The organism is Litoreibacter albidus (assembly GCF_900107015.1).
GTDB lineage: Bacteria > Pseudomonadota > Alphaproteobacteria > Rhodobacterales > Rhodobacteraceae > Litoreibacter > Litoreibacter albidus.
The window spans coordinates 412,806-429,539 of record NZ_FNOI01000002.1 but is presented as its reverse complement, the minus strand read 5'-3'; the positions used below and the strand labels follow the sequence as shown (position 1 = coordinate 429,539).

Here is a 16,734-nt window from a genome sequence, read left to right as displayed (position 1 = left end):
TTTGGTCTATAGGCGATCAACCGTTGAAACCAGACACGATTGAGGGAACCGCATATGTCCAACGCTCAGCTAGAGACTGCTATCGAGGCCGCTTGGGAGGCACGTGACACGATTACGCCCGCCACAACCGGCGAAACACGTGACGCTATCGAAGATACGCTGAACGCGCTGGACAGCGGCAAGCTGCGCGTGGCGGAGAAGCAGGACGACGGGTCTTGGCACGTAAACCAGTGGGCCAAGAAGGCCGTTCTGCTGGGCTTCCGCATCAAAGATATGGAGCAGCAAGACGGCGGCCCGCAAGGCGCTGGCTGGTGGGACAAGGTCGACAGCAAGTTCAAAGGCTGGGGCGACAGCCAGTGGAAAGCCGCAGGTTTTCGCGCTGTGCCGAACTGCATCGTGCGCAAATCTGCCTACATCGCGCCGGGCGTGGTGTTGATGCCGTCCTTCGTGAACCTTGGGGCCCACGTCGAAGAGGGCACGATGGTTGATACATGGGCCACGGTTGGCTCCTGCGCGCAGATCGGCAAGAACGTGCACCTGTCCGGCGGTGTTGGTATCGGCGGCGTTTTGGAGCCTATGCAGGCTGGCCCGACGATCATTGAGGACAACTGCTTCATCGGCGCGCGTTCCGAAGTTGTTGAAGGCTGCATCGTGCGCGAAGGCGCGGTTTTGGGCATGGGCGTGTTTATCGGCCAATCCACCAAGATCGTGGACCGCGAAACCGGCGAAGTGATGTACGGCGAAGTGCCGCCTTACTCGGTGGTTGTTGCGGGCTCCATGCCGTCGAAAAACGGTGTGAACCTGTACTGCGCCGTGATCGTGAAGCGGGTGGACGCCAAGACGCGCTCCAAGACCGGCATCAACGAGTTGCTGCGCGACTAAGCGGCCTAGCGGGCCGTGCCAAACCATTTTGCGCGAAGGCGGTCATATTCACCGTTTTCGCGTATTCTTAGCAGGCTTTGGTCAATCTGCTCGCGCAAGGGGCTGCCGGTTGGGAGCGCCATCGCGTAGTTTTCCGGCTTGAACGTGCGCTCTATCAGGCGCGCGTTCCCGTACCCGTCATTGGCGGCGTAATAGGCGAGGATCGGTTTGTCGAAGAACACCGCGTCCAACTCGCCTTCGCTGAACGTATCTAACATTTCGTCCAGATCGTCGTAGCTGGCGTGCTGCATGTCGCGGGCCGAGAGGAACGCGCTGGCGGTGGAGCCTGTGACGGTGCCGACGCGCTTGCCTTCCAGATCGGACAGCGACTCGACGCTGTTTTGCAGGGCGGTGACGGTCATGGTGGCGGTGATCTGCGCCACAAAGATCGACACCACGAACAAAGATCCCACAACAAGGACCACGGCGAAGAAACGACCGGGCCGTGACTGGGGGATCCGTTCCTCAAACCCGCCGTTCACCACAAGGTTGAGTGCCCACCAAAAGGCCGGAAACATGGCGTCGCGGGCAGGGCGGTCGAAGTAACCGGCGCGGCCCCGCTCGAACACCCACATGAGCATGCCGCCACCAAAGAGCAGCGCCGCGGCAGCCAAGAGGGACAGGGCGATATCGCGGGTCACCAACGCGGAGAGCAGGGCGCTGCCTTGCTCATCATTGGGGACCATGATCTGGAGGCCGCTGTCGAAAATGGGCTTGGTGAAGTCCATTTTGGCTTCGCGCTCTGCGGTGACGGAAATATTGGCGATCGCGCCGTCCGCCGCGCCGCTGGTCACGAGGTCAAGCATCCCGCCAAAGCTGTTGGCGCGTTGGTAGGTGTATTCCAAGCCCAAATCCTTGGCGACCATTTCCCATAGCTCGATGGCGAACCCCGTGTCGCGGCCATTGTTTTCCATGGAGAAGGGGGCGCGGGTCACGGTGGCGATGGTCAGCGGGTCTTGCGCCGACGCGGCGAGCGGCATGAGCAGCAACAGGGCAGTGAGAAGAGCGCGCATTTGGGTCGCCTTGTGGATGGTATCTGGGTGACGCTGTAGATGGACCGTGAAGGCACATAATTGCAAGTGGCTTGACTCCTCACTGCGATTGAGAGAACCGGAGGCCAAAAGCTAAAAGGACAGGTCGTGGTCAAGGAAAAGTCGAAACACCAAGTTTACACCCTGCTGATCGAAGTGGGCCGCAAGGACGGGGACGGGCTTCCGGAGCATGCGTCGGGTGCGGCGTTGATGTGCTATTCCAGCGGTGTGGATGAGGCGGAAGCCGTGCGCGAAACCGTGGCCTTGATGAAGCAGGCCGGTTTGGCTCCGTTGGATGTGACGGGCTACGGGTCGCTGAATGACCGTTTGGCGGAAGGTCATGACATTGAGGACGAAGAGCGGGCGTTGATGCAGCGCGCGCTGGACGAGAACTCTGTCGTCGTGGCGCAGACTACGGCGTTCTATGAGGGTGGCAGCAACTAGTTGTGGAAACCGGTGCGGTATTCGGTGGCAAAACAGCGGGCTTCAGCGTCGCTTAGCACGTAGCCGTCGGTCGCGCCTGTTTTGTGCAGGGCGGACACCTCGCAGCGGCCGATGGCCAGCGGCGCGGGGGAGTCGAGTTGCAGTTGATACATGCGGTCGGATTTGCGCGTCTCATAGTGGCCGACCTTGGTGCCGTCGTTCAGCGCCCAGACTGGAACCATGATGGTTTCTTCCCCGAACAGATATTCTGCGATGACGGAGGAGATGACGATCTTTTGCTCCGGCGCCAGCACCAGATCCTGATCCAGCCCAAAGTAAGGCGCGCGGATCATGAAGGAGTTGCGCGGCGCATCCGTGGTCAGCACGTGGCGCACCGTGGTGGTTTGCCCCTGCGCGTTCAGCACCAAAGCACCGGCTTTGAGTTCGTCAATGCGACGCGGCCCATCGGGGGAGGCCACACGCGTGTGGGCCATCATACCCGTGTTGGCGGGCGCCTGCGGAAGATCGTTGATATTGGAGAACGCGGTTTGAACATCCGCGCCGTAGGTCGTGCGATCATTCGCCCGCATGGCAATTCGTTCGGACATGGCAAAACGGCCAAAATCTGCGGCCTGCCCTTCCAGTTTTACACTTACACGTTTCATTCGTTACTACCCCACACATGGTCAACATGACCTTTGCATGGATAAGAAGTAGCGCCCGTTGGTGCCCAAAGCATGTGCAATGCGTGGTCATTCCGTGGAACAATCACGGCATTGTTGCCATATTTGGGTGTAATCCTAAGCGGCATAACCCTGTGCCATGAGAACTTGCGCCTCATAGCCCTTCAAAGATGTTCGCGCCGCGGCGCCGTACCCATGTCCTGTCATGGGGTCAATCTCGGGGAAAATAGTGCAGATTTCGTGAATCACGTCATGCTCGAAGCTTTGCAGGGATTGCGGCCCCGGCAAGAAGCTTTCTGTTGCAAGGCCCTCGGAGTAGATCACCTGATGCGTGTCGAACAGGATGTGCACGTAAGTCACCTCGCGCAGGGTGGTGTCACGGCGCACGGTTTTGTCGTTGATCAGGTCTTTGGCGGCGACCAGCACCTCTTTGGAGCCAAAGAGAACCTCGGCCATCTCATCGGTGATCAGGACGCGGTGTTGCGGCGACACCGACAGGGTGCCGTGATCGCCGAATGCGCCTGCCTCGATGCGGATCGGGGCCAGCGCGGCGGTGGCATCCACGGTGCGCGAGCCGATCCAGCGCACGGGCTGCGGGCCGTCGTCCTTGGTGGTCACCAGATCACCGGGCTGGAGCTGCTCCACCTGCCGCAGACCGGAGGGGGTTTGCACCAAGGTGCCTGCCACAAAGCAGGGAATCGTGTTGACCGTCACGAAGGCGGTATCGGACACGCCTGCGGAGTTCTCAGTCGTATAGGTGAAGCTGACTTCCTCGATATCGAGGTCGTTTTCATAGCCGAATGTGCCGTCCGCGTTCAGGGTGACCTGCGCGCCGCTCGCCAATGTCACGGTGCTGCCCGCGGTGACGGCCTGCCCGTTGATGTGGGTGATGGTCAGCGTGCCGCCATCGCCCTCCACATCGTTGGCGAGCACATCAAACGTCGTACTGCCGTTCTGGACCACGTCGTAGTCGTCATCATAGGCCAACACATCGCTTTGGATGGAGCCGCCGGCGATGAGCAGGTTACTGTCGTAGTTGCTGTCGGCCACGTCGGCGATACCGATGCGGATGGAGTTCACCACGCCGGGATTAACGTTCAGCGTCAGCGTGAGCGTCACCGTGAAGCCGTCCATTTCGGTGTTGTAGTCGTCGTTCGAATTGTTCTGGAACAGGTTCATGTTGTTGGTGGCGTTGACGTTGCCGATGTCGCTATCGCCGTCCCCTACCGCCAAGGACACGGGCGCGCCGTTGACCCAGACGCCCACAAGGTCGTTGTAGATCGAGTTGACGTACTCTGGGTATTCCTCTGAGGAATAGATGAATTGGATCGACATAGTGTCGCCTTCGGGGATGAAGTCGACCGTCAGGATGGACGCGTCATAGGTGTTGGTACCCGCCAACGCGTTGAACTGCGCGTCGTTGTTTGGGCCGCGCGTGTTGGTGGAGGTGTTGGTGTCTTGGTTGGCCTGCCCGCGCGAGTTGGTGAAGTGGCTGGCACGGCCGGTGGACAGGATCACACCGGTGTCGGATGGCGTCGCGCCGGGCGCGACGCTGTCGCCGTTGTAGTAGATACCGGATGACTGCGACCACCCCGAATAGGATGCGCCGACCACGGTCGCGCCGTTGCCGAATATTTCGTTGGCCATCTGCACCGCAGACGCGCCCTCGTTGATCGGAAGTTCCGATGCTGCAACCATTACTGCCTCCGTATCCGGAGATCAGGCAAGCGTAGACACAAAGGGGAAAGACACTCCCCCGATATAAACTGGAACTCTGTAAACTTACGCTCGAACGGCCCTTTTGCGGACCGCATACCCTGCCTCGGGCTTAATATTATTAAATCTTTGTTAACGCGCAGCTTCACGTCGAGGGAAGGTTTTTTTGGCCAGCGCCGTGATTTGCCCGAATTTTAGCCATAATTTCAAAGAGCCTGTTGCGATTGCGCCGCACCTTGCGGGCGCGGTAGAAGGGGGCAAATTGAGCGGAGAACGACATGACCCCACCCATCGACCCCGTTGACCTCACGGCAAAGCTGGTGCGCTGCGCCTCGGTAACCCCCGCGGAAGGCGGCGCGCTTGTGACCTTGCAAACGCTGCTGGAAGGCGCAGGATTTGACTGCACGCGGGTGGACCGCGGCGAGGTGTCGAACCTGTTTGCCCGCTGGGGCGACAAGGGCCACGCCCGCAGCTTCGGCTTTAACGGGCACACGGATGTGGTGCCCGTGGGCGACGTGGCGGCGTGGACGGTGGACCCGTTTGGCGCAGAAATTAAGGACGGCTACCTTTATGGGCGCGGCGCAACGGACATGAAATCCGGCGTGGCTGCCTTTGCTGCTGCGGCGGTGGATTACGTGACCAACACGCCGCCGGACGGCGCGATCATCCTGACCATCACCGGCGACGAGGAGGGCGTGGCGGTGGACGGCACCGTGGCGCTTTTGGAGTGGATGGACGCCCAAGGCGAGGCGATGAGCGCCTGCCTTGTGGGTGAGCCGACGTGCCCCAACGAGATGGGGGAGATGATGAAGATCGGGCGGCGTGGCTCCATGACCGCCTATTTCACCGTTAAAGGGGTGCAGGGGCATGCCGCCTACCCGCACCGTGCGCTAAACCCCGTGCCGGTGTTGGCGCGGCTGGTCGACCGCTTGGCGTCACATGTGCTGGACGAGGGGACGGACCACTTCGATGCCTCCACGCTGGCTGTCACGACGATTGACACGGGCAACGCGGCCAACAACGTCATCCCTGCGGAGTGCCGCGCCACGGTGAACATCCGGTTTAACGACGACCACAGTTCCGACAGCTTGATTGCGTGGCTGCGCGGGGAGGCGGACAAGATTGCACGCGAGAGCGGTGCCACGGTTGAGATGACCACCCAAGTGTCGGGCGAAAGCTTCGTGACCCCACCGGGCGAATTGTCCGCGATGGTTGCCAAAAGCGTAGAGGCGGAGACCGGCGTTGTGCCGGAGATGTCGACATCGGGCGGGACGTCGGACGCGCGGTTCGTCAAGAACCACTGCCCCGTGGTGGAGTTCGGGCTGGTGGGCAAAACCATGCACCAAGTGGATGAGCGGGTGATGGTGGAGCAGGTGCATCAGTTGAAGGGTATCTACACCCGGATTTTGCAGGACTATTTTGCGTAAAACCCTAGTTGTCATGGTGAAAGAGCCGCATCCCGGCCGTGTTAAAACGCGGCTGGGGCGGGATTTGGGTATGGTCGGGGCCGCGTGGTGGTTTCGCCATCAGACGCGCAGCTTGCTGCGTCGCTTGCGTGACCCGCGCTGGGACTTGGTGTTGGCCGTCGCGCCGGACGCCGAGGGGCTGGCATCGCGGGTGTGGCCTGCGGACCTGCCGCGCTGGGCGCAGGGGCGCGGCGATCTGGGCGACCGGATGGGGGCTGCCTTCGACGCGATGCCGGAAGGCCCCGTGTGCATCATTGGTGCGGACATCCCCGAGGTGACGCGGCCGCGTATTGCCAAAGCCTTCGCGGAGTTGGGCCGCAGTGACGCGGTGTTCGGCCCCGCGCCGGACGGCGGGTTCTGGCTGGTGGGGCTCAAGCGGTTGCGCCGACATGCGGGGCTGTTTGACGGGGTGCGCTGGTCCACAGAGCACGCGCTGGCCGACAGTGTTGCGTCTTTACAGGGGGCGCGGGTGGCCTATGTCGATACCCTAAGGGACGTCGACACTGTGGCGGACCTAGGCGCTTTGAATATTTATGCCAAGATGAAGCAATGACGTCCCGCGCGGGGCATGCTAGGCGGTATCCATGAAAAACCTTCCCACCAAAGCCGATATCTTGTCCTTTATCGAGGACAATCCCACGAAAACCAACAAGCGCGACATCGCCCGCGCCTTCGGGATCAAGGGGGCTGCGCGGATTGACCTGAAGCGCATGCTCAAGGAGCTGCAAAACGAGGGGCATCTGGAGAAGCGGCGCAAGACCTACCGCGAGGATGGCGCGTTGCCGCCAGTGTCGGTGTGCCGTGTCACGGGCGCAGATGGCGACGGCGACTTGTTCTTAGAGCCGGTAGAGGCGGGCGACACGCCGCCGCGCGTGCTGTTCATTGACAAGGACGGCGATCCGGCCTTGGCCGAGGGCGACCGCGTGCTGTGCCGCCTGACCAAGGTGACGGGCGAGGATTACGCCTATGAGGCGCGGCTGATCCGCCGCATTGCGGGAAGCCCTGACAAGATACTGGGCATTTTCCGCGCAGGGGCGGATGGCGGGCGCGTGACGCCAATCGACAAGGGCGACGGCAAGGAATGGCGGGTGCCTGCGGGCGCTATGTCCGGCGCGAAGGACGGCGAGTTGGTAGAGGCGGAGCAAACTGGCCCCAAATCACGCATGGGCTTGCCCGTGGCCCGCATTCTGGCGCGTCTGGGCGACCCGAACGGGCCGCGCGCGGTATCCCTGATCGCCATTCACCAGCACGGCATCCCTGATGCCTTCCCTGAGGATGTGGTGGCGGAGGCCGAGGCCGCGAAGCCAGTGGCGCTGGGCAAACGCGAGGACCTGCGCGACCTGCCCTTGGTAACCATCGACCCCAGCGACGCGCGCGACCATGACGACGCGTGCTATGCCCATGCGGATGATGACCCGAAGAACAAGGGCGGGCATGTTGTGTGGGTCGCCATTGCGGATGTGGCGCATTACGTCACGCCCGGTTCCAAGCTGGATATAGAGGCGCGCAAGCGCGGCAATTCTACCTACTTCCCCGACCGCGTGGTGCCGATGCTGCCGGACGCATTGTCGGGTGATCTGTGCTCGTTGCATGAGGGGGTGGAACGCCCCTGCATGGCGGTGCGCATGGTACTGAGTGCGGACGGCACGAAGCTGTCGCACCGGTTTACGCGCGGGTTAATGCGCTCCCCCGCGGCGCTGAACTATGAGGAAGTGCAAGAGGGCCAGGACGGCACTCCGAACGACAAGGTGGCGCCCTTGATGGAGGGGGTGATTGCGCCGCTGTTTGCCGCCTATGAGGCGTTGAAGACCGCGCGGGAGCATCGGCAACCGCTGGAGCTGGACCTGCCGGAGCGCAAAATCGCGATGGACGACGCGGGCAAGGTCACGTCCGTGGCCTTCCGCGACCGGCTGGACGCGCATAAGCTGATTGAAGAGTTCATGGTGCTGGCGAATGTCTGCGCCGCGGAGGAGCTGAAAGCGCGTAACACGCCGCTGTTGTACCGTGTTCACGAGGAACCCAGCCCCGAAAAGCTGGAGACCCTACGCGAGATTGTGCAAGCCAGTGGCCTGAGGCTGGCCAAGGGGCAAGTGCTGCAAACGCGGCATCTGAACCGGCTGCTGGAGCAGGCGGCGGGCACCGATCAGGCGGAGTTGATCAACATCTCCGCGCTACGGTCGATGACGCAGGCGTATTACGGCCCGCAAAACTTCGGGCACTTCGGGCTGGCGTTGCGCGACTATGCGCATTTCACGTCGCCCATCCGTCGCTATGCGGATTTGATTGTGCACCGTGCGCTGATCTCGGCCCATAAGTTCGGCAAGGATGGTTTGGTCGATGATGACCTGAAGTCCACGGGCGAGCATATTTCGATGACGGAGCGGCGCTCCATGGTGGCGGAGCGGGACACGACCGACCGCTATCTGGCGGCCTATCTGGCGGACCGTGTGGGCACCGAGATGGAGGGCCGCGTGAGCGGGATCGCCAAGTTCGGGATGTTTGTGAAGCTGGATGGCTCCGGTGCGGACGGGTTGATCCCGATTGGCACGTTGGGGCGGGAATACTTTGCCTATGACCGCGACGCGCAGACCCTGCGCGGCGAGAAGTCCGGCGTGGTTATTGGCCTAGGTGCGCGGGTTTTGACGCGTTTGGCGGAGGCCACGCCGATCACCGGCGGATTGGTGCTGGAACTGCTGGAGCTAGAGGGCAAAGCCTTGCCGCAAACGGGCGGGCGCGGGCGTGGCGGGTCACCCGAAGGGCGTAAGACCGGCAAATTCAAAGCCAAAGGCGCCAAGCTGAAGAAGAAGCTGAAACGCAAGCGCACGTAGCTTTCCTCGGCTTGGGAATCTGGGTAGACTGTTTCCAAATCGAGAACACGAGCAGGTGTCCAACATGAGATATTTTGGTGCGGCTATCGCGGCCATTTTCCTGACGCAGGGCGCTGACGCGACCGAGGCGTCGAAGCGGCCAATGGTGCGCCCTGATCTGGGCGCGACTGTGGTGCAGGCAGGGTTGATTATTGCGCCGACAACCTCCGCATTTGCGGTGGAGCGATCGCTGCGTCCACGGCTGCGCGGCGTGGTCCGCGAGGCCGCGCCAGCGGGTGCGCCACCGGTAGAGCTGGCGGTATCGAACGCGCGGTTCGAGGCTTGGGTGAGAGCGTTTCGCCCGCGTGCCATGTCGCAAGGGATATCGGGCGCCACCTTCGACGCGGCGTTTCGTGGCGTGCGCTATGATCCGGACGTGATCAAGCGCGACCGCAACCAGTCGGAATTCAGCAAAACGCTTTGGGAGTATCTGGACAGCGCTGCCAGCGACGTACGCATTGCCAACGGCAAGGCGGCGCTTGCCAAGCACCGCGCGACGCTGGACCGGATCGAGGCGCGCTACGGCGTCGACAAGGAAGTCGTCGCCGCCGTGTGGGGGCTGGAGAGCGCGTATGGCACGTTCAAAGGCTCCAGCGATCTGGTGGGCTCGCTTGGGACGCTGGCGTTCGACGCGCGGCGCGCCAAGTTCTTTGAGCAGCAGTTGATCGCCGCGTTGCAGATTTTGCAGGCGGGGGATGTGGCCCCGCGCGGGATGACCGGATCTTGGGCGGGGGCGATGGGGCACACGCAGTTTATGCCGACGTCCTATCTGGATTACGCGGTGGATTTCACCGGCGATGGCAAACGTGACATCTGGGGCGATGATCCGACGGATGCGCTGGCCTCCACCGCCAACTATCTGGCGAAATTCGGTTGGGTCAAAGGCCAGCCGTGGGGCGTTGAGGTGCGGGTGCCCAGCGGGTTCGATTACGCGTTGGCGGACCGCAAGATTATGAAATCCCCCGCCCAGTGGGGCGCGATGGGGATCAAGGGCATGGACGGGCAAACGGTGCCGAACCACGGGCAGGCGTCCATTTTGCTGCCGGCAGGGGCCAAGGGGGCCGCGTTCATGATTTTCAAGAACTTCGCGGTGATCGAGCGGTACAACACCGCCGATGCCTATGTGATCGGGGTGGGGCATCTGTCGGATCGGCTGAAGGGCAAACCCGCGATCCAGTCGGACTGGCCGCGCGGGGACCGCGCGTTGAAGTTCGCGGAACGCAAGGAGATGCAACAACTTCTGACGGCCAAGGGCTTTGACACCAAGAAGATCGACGGCAAGATCGGCCCGCTGACGATTGAGGCGGTGCGCGGGTTCCAGCGCTCTGTCGGGTTGGTGCCGGACGGGTATGCGTCTTTGGATATATTAAAGCGGCTGCGGTAGCCGGTGGTAGGTTTGACATGAAACGACTGGATGGAAAATCGGCGCTGATCACAGGTGCTGCGCGTGGCATCGGGCGCGGCTTTGCCGAGGCGTATATCGCCGAGGGCGCCACTGTGGCGATTGCTGATGTGAATCTTGAGGCTGCCGAGGCCGCCGCCAAGGACATTGGCTCTGCGGCCTATGCCGTGGAGATGGACGTGACCCGCCAAGACAGCATCGACGCCGCGATTGCGGCGGTGGTGGAGCGTGCGGGGAAGCTGGACATCTTGATCAACAACGCGGCGCTGTTTGACGCGTCGCGGACGGTCGATATCACACGCGCCAGCTATGAGAAGCTTTACGCGGTGAATGTGGCGGGGACGTTGTTCACCTTGCAAGCTGCGGCGCGGCAGATGATCGCGCAGGGGCATGGCGGAAAGATCATCAACATGGCGTCGCAAGCGGGCCGTCGTGGCGAGGCTTTGGTCGCCGTTTACTGCTCCACCAAGGCGGCGGTGATATCGCTGACGCAGTCGGCGGGGCTGGATTTGATCGAGCACGGGATCAACGTCAACGCCATCGCGCCGGGCGTGGTGGACGGGGCGCATTGGGAGCACGTGGACGCGATGTTCGCCAAGCTGGAGGGCAAGCCGCTGGGCCAGAAGAAGGCCGAAGTTGAGGCAGGCGTGCCTGCGGGCCGCTTCGCGGTGCCTGCGGATCTTACGGGGATGGCTGTGTTCTTGGCGTCACCCGACGCAGATTACATCGTATCCCAGACGTATAACGTCGATGGCGGCCAGTGGATGAGCTGACCGCCCGCCTAGGCGTGCGGCTTGTTCAGCACTAGGAAGGTCATCATGCCCATGGGCGGCAGGGCCTTGCGCTCCACCAATGCCAGATCGGGCTGACCGAGTACGGTTTCAATCGCAAAGTCGGAGTGCCACCCCAAGATGTTGGCGAAGGGCGCGGAGAGCTTCTCGACCCGCGCCAGAAAGCCGGTTTGGCGGGCGAAGTGGTTGGTGATCACGATGTTCCCGCCGGGTTTGCAGACGCGGGCCATTTCCGACATCACGCGGTCCGGCTCCGGCACCACGGAGATGATGTGCATGGCGGCGACGGTGTCAAAGCTGTTGTCGGCAAAATCCAGATAGCGCGCATCCATCTGGCGAAGCTCTTGCACGTTGTTCAAGCCAAGCTCGCTGACCTTGGTGCGGGCCTTGCGCAGCATCTCGTCGCTGAAGTCGATGCCCGTGACGTTCAGGTCTGCGCGGTAGTGGGGCAGCGCCAATCCGGTGCCGACGCCAACCTCCAGCGTGGTTTCGCCGTTCTGAGAGTTGATAAAGTCCACGGCCGCGCGCCGTCCCGCTTTGGTGATCGCGCCGAATGTCTTGTCATAGACCGGAGCCCACCGCGCGTATGAATTCTTGACTGCGCTAAGTTCCATGCTGTGTCCTTCTGGGTCTTAAATTGAGTGGGTAATTATGGGCCAGCTTGTCGCGCCGAGGTGAACGTTTCGTGACGTTCACGCGGCTCGCGCGCGGGGGCTGGGGGTGATGTGAGTTAGGGCAAACGTGGGGCCGCCGTGCAAATGGGTTGGTTCAAAATCTGCGTCATGGTCCTACCGCGGCTGTTCAGGTTTGGTCGCAATTGACCGTTAGATAGTCGTTTACTACCCTAGGCGTCGTCAACATCACATCAAAATATTCTGCGCGCTGGGGCGCACGGCAAATTCTTGCGGAAGGCACTCGGGGTTGGGGCGGTGTGAAGTCTTCGTTGCGGCCCGTGACGCAGGGTTTTCGTCCCTAAAGCAACGTTTTTGAGCTTGAAGGGGCCAGAATTGCCGCTTTGCAGCGAATAGGCTGGCTTTTGTAGGGCGGGTGCGTTAGGCCGCGCGCAAACACTCCTTACAAGGTTAGTCTAATGGACCTTCGCAATATTGCGATTATCGCTCACGTTGACCACGGCAAAACGACGCTGGTGGATGAAATGCTTAAGCAATCTGGCTCGTTCCGCGAGAACCAGGCTGTGGCCGAACGCGCCATGGACAGTAACGATCTGGAACGCGAACGCGGGATTACGATTCTTGCCAAAGCCACCTCGGTGGAGTGGAAGGGCATTCGTATGAACATCGTCGACACCCCTGGCCACGCCGATTTCGGCGGCGAGGTGGAGCGCATCCTGTCCATGGTGGACGGTGTTGTGCTGCTGGTGGACGCGGCGGAAGGCCCGATGCCACAAACCAAATTCGTGACCTCCAAAGCGCTGGCCTTGGGCCTGCGCCCGATTGTGGTCCTGAACAAGGTCGACAAAGGCGACGCCGAGCCGGATCGCGCGCTGGACGAGTGCTTCGACCTTTTCGCCAGCCTTGACGCCACCGACGAGCAGTTGGACTTCCCGTCCATGTACGCCTCTGGCCGCTCCGGCTGGGCCGATATGGAACTTGACGGTCCGCGCAAAGACCTGTCCGCGCTGCTGGACCTGATCGTTGAGCACGTGCCTGCGCCTAAGCAAGTTGAAAAACGCGACCAGCCGTTTTCCATGCTGGCCACCACATTGGGTGCTGACCCGTTCATTGGTCGTTTGCTGACAGGCCGCGTTGAAACCGGCACGCTGAAAGTCGGCGAGACGGTTAAAGCATTGTCGCGTGACGGCACAAAGATCGAGCAGTTCCGCGCCACCAAAATTCTGGCCGCACGCGGTCTGGCGCAAGAGCCTATCGAGGTTGCGGAAGCCGGCGACATCGTTTCGCTTGCCGGTATGACCAAAGCGACGGTTGCGGATACCCTGTGTTCGGTGGACGTGAACGACGCGATCCCTGCGCAACCGATTGACCCGCCAACCATCACCGTGACCTTTGGCATCAACGACAGCCCGCTGGCTGGCAAGGACGGCAAGAAAGTGCAGTCGCGCGTTATCCGTGACCGCCTGATGAAAGAAGCTGAATCCAACGTTGCGATCAAGATCACCGACACCCCTGGCGGCGACGCCTTTGAGGTTGCCGGTCGTGGCGAATTGCAAATGGGCGTTCTGATCGAGAACATGCGCCGCGAAGGGTTCGAGCTGTCGATCTCGCGCCCGCAGGTTTTGTTCCAAGACATCGACGGCGTGCGTCATGAGCCGATAGAGGAAGTCACCATTGACGTGGATGACGAGTATTCCGGCGTGGTCATCGAGAAGCTGACAGGCACCCGCAAGGGCGACCTGACAGAGATGAAAGCCGCCGGCGCTGGCAAGACCCGCATCATCGCCCACGTTCCTTCGCGTGGCCTGATCGGCTACCACGGTGAGTTCCTGACCGACACACGCGGCACCGGTGTTCTGAACCGCGTGTTCCAAGAATGGGCGCCACATAAAGGCGACATCCCTGGCCGTCGTGCGGGCGTTCTGATTTCCATGGAGAGCGGCGTGTCCGTGGCCTACGCGATCTTCAACCTTGAGGACCGCGGCAAGTTCTTCATCGGCAGCCAAGAGGCCGTTTACCAAGGCATGATCATCGGCGAGCATTCGCGCGAGAACGATCTCGAAGTGAACCCGTTGAAAGGCAAGAAGCTGACCAACGTGCGGGCCTCTGGCACGGACGAGGCTGTGCGCCTGACGACGCCTGTGCGCATGTCGCTGGAAGAGGCGATTGCCTACATCGACAACGACGAGTTGGTTGAGGTTACGCCGAACGCCATCCGTCTGCGCAAACGTCACCTTGACCCACACGAGCGCAAACGCGCGTCGCGTTCGGCTTAAGGGAACGGCGATAATTTGATGAGAGGCCTCGGCAGATATGCCGGGGCCTTTTTCATATGCGGGGTGCAGGGCGTGTGCTTTCCAAAGGGTGCAATCTCGGGCAAACTGGCTGCATAGTTTTTGGAGTTTCATAATGCGCCTACACCGAATTGCCCTTGTATTGATGCTGCCCTTGGCGGCTTGTCTTGATGTTGAATCCGATGTGACCGTTGGGGAAGACGAAGTCATCAGCGCGGACACGACGATGATTTTGGGGCGTCAACTGTTTGACATGATGCAGATGATGGGTCCGCAGGGCGCGGCCCTGTGCCCCGCCGATGCGGAGCGCGTCGAGACGCCGGAGACCGTCTCATGCAAAAGCCGCGAGACGATGACGATCGACGAGGCGATCGAGCAGGCCAACACCGCCAAGAAGGATGACCCGTTCCTGAGCGAGATGGAGTTCGCCAAGCTGGACGACGAACGGCTGAAAATATCTCTGCCGCTGGATTTTGAGAACATTGAGGGCAAGCCGTCCGAGCTGACCGACGACAACCCGATGTTCAGCATGATTACGGGGGGATTGGAGGGCTCCGAGATTGTGATGCGCTTGCGTGCGTTGGAGATTGAAAGCTCCAACGGGACGATTTCCGAGGACCGGACGATGGTTGAACTGGTGATCCCGACGGTTGAGATTTTGCAGCCGTCGCAGACCCTGCCCAAGACATTTGACGTGGTTTTGAAGTACCGCGACTGCGGGTTTTTCGGCTGCTGACGGAATTTGAGTATTTGTGACCAAATGGAGATGGGGGCTCCGCGCTGCCCTCAGCGTTGCAGGTCGAGACAGGTTTTACGGCGGGCGGGCAGCACGAATGCCGCGCCTGCGGCGTAGAGCTTCGCCACGTAATCCGGATCATCGCTGCGCAAAATGAGCAAGCCGGGCGCGGTGCCGATGATCGCGATATCTGGCGGGATGCGGGTGCCTTTGGGCACCGCTGCCGTCGCGATTGAACCGGTCAGCATTGCGGCGAGGGCCAAGGCGAGCCATGCGGCGGCGATGGTTGATATGATCAGGAACGGGCGCATTCAGTAGTCATATATGTGCTCCACCCGCATCTGGTTCGGTGCGGGCGCGACGTCGAGCAGTTGGTCGGTTTTTGTGGCGATCAGCACGCGGGACCGGTCGGGAAAGCCAACGCGAGGGGTGACGGAGAGCACGTTCAACCTGTCTGGCAGGAAGGCGTTTGCGGGGGCGTCGAGACTGATCAGAATGTCATCATTGCCCGCGATCTCGGCAATGCGGGCCCGCGGGTTATTCACGCGGAGCTTTTCGACGAGTTTGGTGAAGGTGCGGTAGCGGGGGACTTCGGCGATTATGGTATCACCCGTGCCGGAGATTACGGTGATTTCGGGATAGGTCTCTAGATAGTCGGGCGTGACGCCTTGGAGGGCAATGCGCATGGTTAGCTCATCCGCGCCCACCGCGCCGGCGGCCTTGGCAATGACGCGGGCGTAGGCGGCTTTGGCCTTCCATTCGATGCCAAGCGCGATGCGGCGCTCAAGGGACCGGATGCCTTCTGTGGGCGCGGCCATGAGTTTGGCGTGCCAGCCGTTGAAGTCGTATTTGTACCACGGGGTTTCTTGCAGGAAGGTGGCGTAGTCGGCGGCCATTGCTGCCTCCACCTTGTCTTGCGGGGAGGTGCTGGCGGTCCAAGAGACGATGCGCCCGATGGTTTCCTCATAGGCGGCTTTGAATAACATCTCCAGCGTGAAGCTGGCGCCGATGGTGTAGATCGTCAGTTTGGCATCCACGCCTGCCGCGCCCAGCTCATCCGCTTTCGGCGTTAGCGCGCAAAGCGATGACCAAAAGCCTGTGATGGCTGTGGTGTAGGGGAAGCCATGCGGCGGGGCGCTGCGCAAGACCTCCGCGTAGCCCTCGTAAGCGTAGACGATGTACCATTCGGGGTAGGTCAGATAGGTGCGTGCCTCCGCGCGTTGCCATGCGGGGTCGGTGATATGCGCGGCCTCGGCTTGTTCCAGCGGTGTGCCGCGGCACATGGTTTCGGTGTAGGCGATGGGGGTGGCGATCAGCAAGATCAGCGCCAGAAACGCCAGCCCGAGCCATTTGAGAAACCGCTTCATTTGCGGCCAAAATACGCGCAGGCCAGCGCGAAACCGCCAAGGAAAAGATGCGGGATGTTTGCGGCGAGTTTGATAAGGAAGCTGGAGTATTCATAAAAGCCGTAGATCAGGATGCCCGCGTCCAAGAACCCCGACCCCGTGGCAAGGCCAAGCAGCCCGTCGACGAAATAGAGCGCGCCGAAATAGGTGAGGAATGTGCGGCTGGCGCGGTGCGAGATCAACGCTGCCGCAAGTGCCCAAAGCGCGGAGGCGATGTGGAGCAGGTCGTCGAACACGTCGAGCGCGAAAATGCCAAAGGCGTAGCCTTGGTCGTCGATGATGCCAGGGATCGGCAGGTAGTTCAGCGACGCGGCGATCAGCAACGCGATGAAGTATCCGAAGGTGACAAGGCGTAAAGTGGTCATG

16 protein-coding genes are annotated in these 16,734 nt (G+C 61.4%); 9 read left to right on the top strand and 7 right to left on the bottom strand.

Features of this window, described 5'->3' with window-relative positions; genetic code table 11:
* Positions 1 to 54 precede the first annotated feature (54 nt).
* Positions 55 to 882: a 2,3,4,5-tetrahydropyridine-2,6-dicarboxylate N-succinyltransferase gene (dapD, locus tag BLW66_RS07145; protein WP_089946439.1), complete on the top strand. Its 828-nt coding sequence runs from the start codon at positions 55 to 57 to the stop codon at positions 880 to 882.
* A gap of 5 nt (positions 883 to 887) precedes the next feature.
* Here dapD and BLW66_RS07140 read toward each other — a convergent pair whose 3' ends face one another.
* Positions 888 to 1,934 (bottom strand): transporter substrate-binding domain-containing protein, encoded by a 1,047-nt coding sequence (locus BLW66_RS07140; RefSeq protein ID WP_089946438.1) that lies wholly within the window; start codon positions 1,932 to 1,934, stop codon positions 888 to 890.
* 126 nt (positions 1,935 to 2,060) lie between these two features.
* Between BLW66_RS07140 and BLW66_RS07135 the strand changes: the two genes are divergently transcribed.
* Positions 2,061 to 2,396 carry a hypothetical protein gene (locus tag BLW66_RS07135; protein ID WP_089946437.1) on the top strand — a complete coding sequence of 112 codons (336 nt, stop codon included), beginning with the start codon at positions 2,061 to 2,063 and terminating at the stop codon, positions 2,394 to 2,396.
* Here BLW66_RS07135 and BLW66_RS07130 read toward each other — a convergent pair.
* Positions 2,393 to 3,040: a Hint domain-containing protein gene (locus BLW66_RS07130; protein WP_089946436.1), complete on the bottom strand. Its 648-nt coding sequence runs from the start codon at positions 3,038 to 3,040 to the stop codon at positions 2,393 to 2,395. The two genes, BLW66_RS07135 and BLW66_RS07130, sit on opposite strands and share 4 nt — an antisense overlap.
* A 135-nt stretch (positions 3,041 to 3,175) precedes the next feature.
* Complete coding sequence (locus tag BLW66_RS07125) at positions 3,176 to 4,756, bottom strand: Hint domain-containing protein (RefSeq protein ID WP_089946435.1); 1,581 nt, start codon at positions 4,754 to 4,756, stop codon at positions 3,176 to 3,178.
* Between the two features lie 296 nt (positions 4,757 to 5,052).
* On the opposite strand from BLW66_RS07125, the gene dapE reads away from it, so the two are divergent.
* From dapE to BLW66_RS07100, 5 genes are all read left to right on the top strand, one after another.
* Positions 5,053 to 6,201, top strand: a complete 1,149-nt coding sequence (gene dapE / locus BLW66_RS07120) for a succinyl-diaminopimelate desuccinylase (RefSeq protein ID WP_089946434.1) — start codon at positions 5,053 to 5,055, stop codon at positions 6,199 to 6,201.
* A complete protein-coding gene (locus BLW66_RS07115; protein WP_089946433.1) occupies positions 6,194 to 6,793 on the top strand; it encodes a TIGR04282 family arsenosugar biosynthesis glycosyltransferase in 600 nt (199 codons plus the stop codon). Before dapE ends, BLW66_RS07115 begins: the two co-directional genes overlap by 8 nt.
* A gap of 31 nt (positions 6,794 to 6,824) precedes the next feature.
* A complete protein-coding gene (gene rnr, locus BLW66_RS07110; RefSeq protein WP_089946432.1) occupies positions 6,825 to 9,068 on the top strand; it encodes a ribonuclease R in 2,244 nt (747 codons plus the stop codon).
* Positions 9,069 to 9,132: 64 nt separating this feature from the next.
* Positions 9,133 to 10,491 carry a lytic murein transglycosylase gene (locus tag BLW66_RS07105; protein ID WP_089946431.1) on the top strand — a complete coding sequence of 453 codons (1,359 nt, stop codon included), beginning with the start codon at positions 9,133 to 9,135 and terminating at the stop codon, positions 10,489 to 10,491.
* A 17-nt stretch (positions 10,492 to 10,508) separates the two neighbouring features.
* Positions 10,509 to 11,282, top strand: a complete 774-nt coding sequence (locus BLW66_RS07100; protein WP_089946430.1) for an L-iditol 2-dehydrogenase — start codon at positions 10,509 to 10,511, stop codon at positions 11,280 to 11,282.
* A gap of 8 nt (positions 11,283 to 11,290) precedes the next feature.
* Here BLW66_RS07100 and BLW66_RS07095 read toward each other — a convergent pair whose 3' ends face one another.
* The gene (locus tag BLW66_RS07095) at positions 11,291 to 11,914 is read right to left on the bottom strand and encodes a class I SAM-dependent methyltransferase (protein WP_089946429.1); all 624 of its coding nucleotides are present in this window, start codon (positions 11,912 to 11,914) and stop codon (positions 11,291 to 11,293) included.
* A 476-nt stretch (positions 11,915 to 12,390) separates the two neighbouring features.
* Here BLW66_RS07095 and typA point away from each other — a divergent pair, with 476 nt between their 5' ends.
* A complete protein-coding gene (typA, locus tag BLW66_RS07090) occupies positions 12,391 to 14,208 on the top strand; it encodes a translational GTPase TypA (RefSeq protein ID WP_089946428.1) in 1,818 nt (605 codons plus the stop codon).
* Positions 14,209 to 14,341: 133 nt separating this feature from the next.
* Positions 14,342 to 14,962, top strand: a complete 621-nt coding sequence (locus tag BLW66_RS07085; RefSeq protein WP_089946427.1) for a hypothetical protein — start codon at positions 14,342 to 14,344, stop codon at positions 14,960 to 14,962.
* A gap of 50 nt (positions 14,963 to 15,012) precedes the next feature.
* Here the strand turns inward: BLW66_RS07085 and BLW66_RS07080 are convergent, their stop codons facing one another.
* Genes BLW66_RS07080 through BLW66_RS07070 form a run of 3 tightly spaced genes read right to left on the bottom strand, consistent with a single transcriptional unit; the run spans position 15,013 to position 16,733 of the window.
* Positions 15,013 to 15,273, bottom strand: coding sequence for a hypothetical protein (locus BLW66_RS07080; RefSeq protein WP_089946426.1), 261 nt, complete (start codon positions 15,271 to 15,273; stop codon positions 15,013 to 15,015).
* Positions 15,274 to 16,329, bottom strand: coding sequence for a hypothetical protein (locus tag BLW66_RS07075; protein ID WP_089946425.1), 1,056 nt, complete (start codon positions 16,327 to 16,329; stop codon positions 15,274 to 15,276).
* Positions 16,326 to 16,733, bottom strand: coding sequence for a DUF4383 domain-containing protein (locus BLW66_RS07070; protein ID WP_089946424.1), 408 nt, complete (start codon positions 16,731 to 16,733; stop codon positions 16,326 to 16,328). Before BLW66_RS07070 ends, BLW66_RS07075 begins: the two co-directional genes overlap by 4 nt.
* Between the last annotated feature and the right edge of the window lies 1 nt (position 16,734).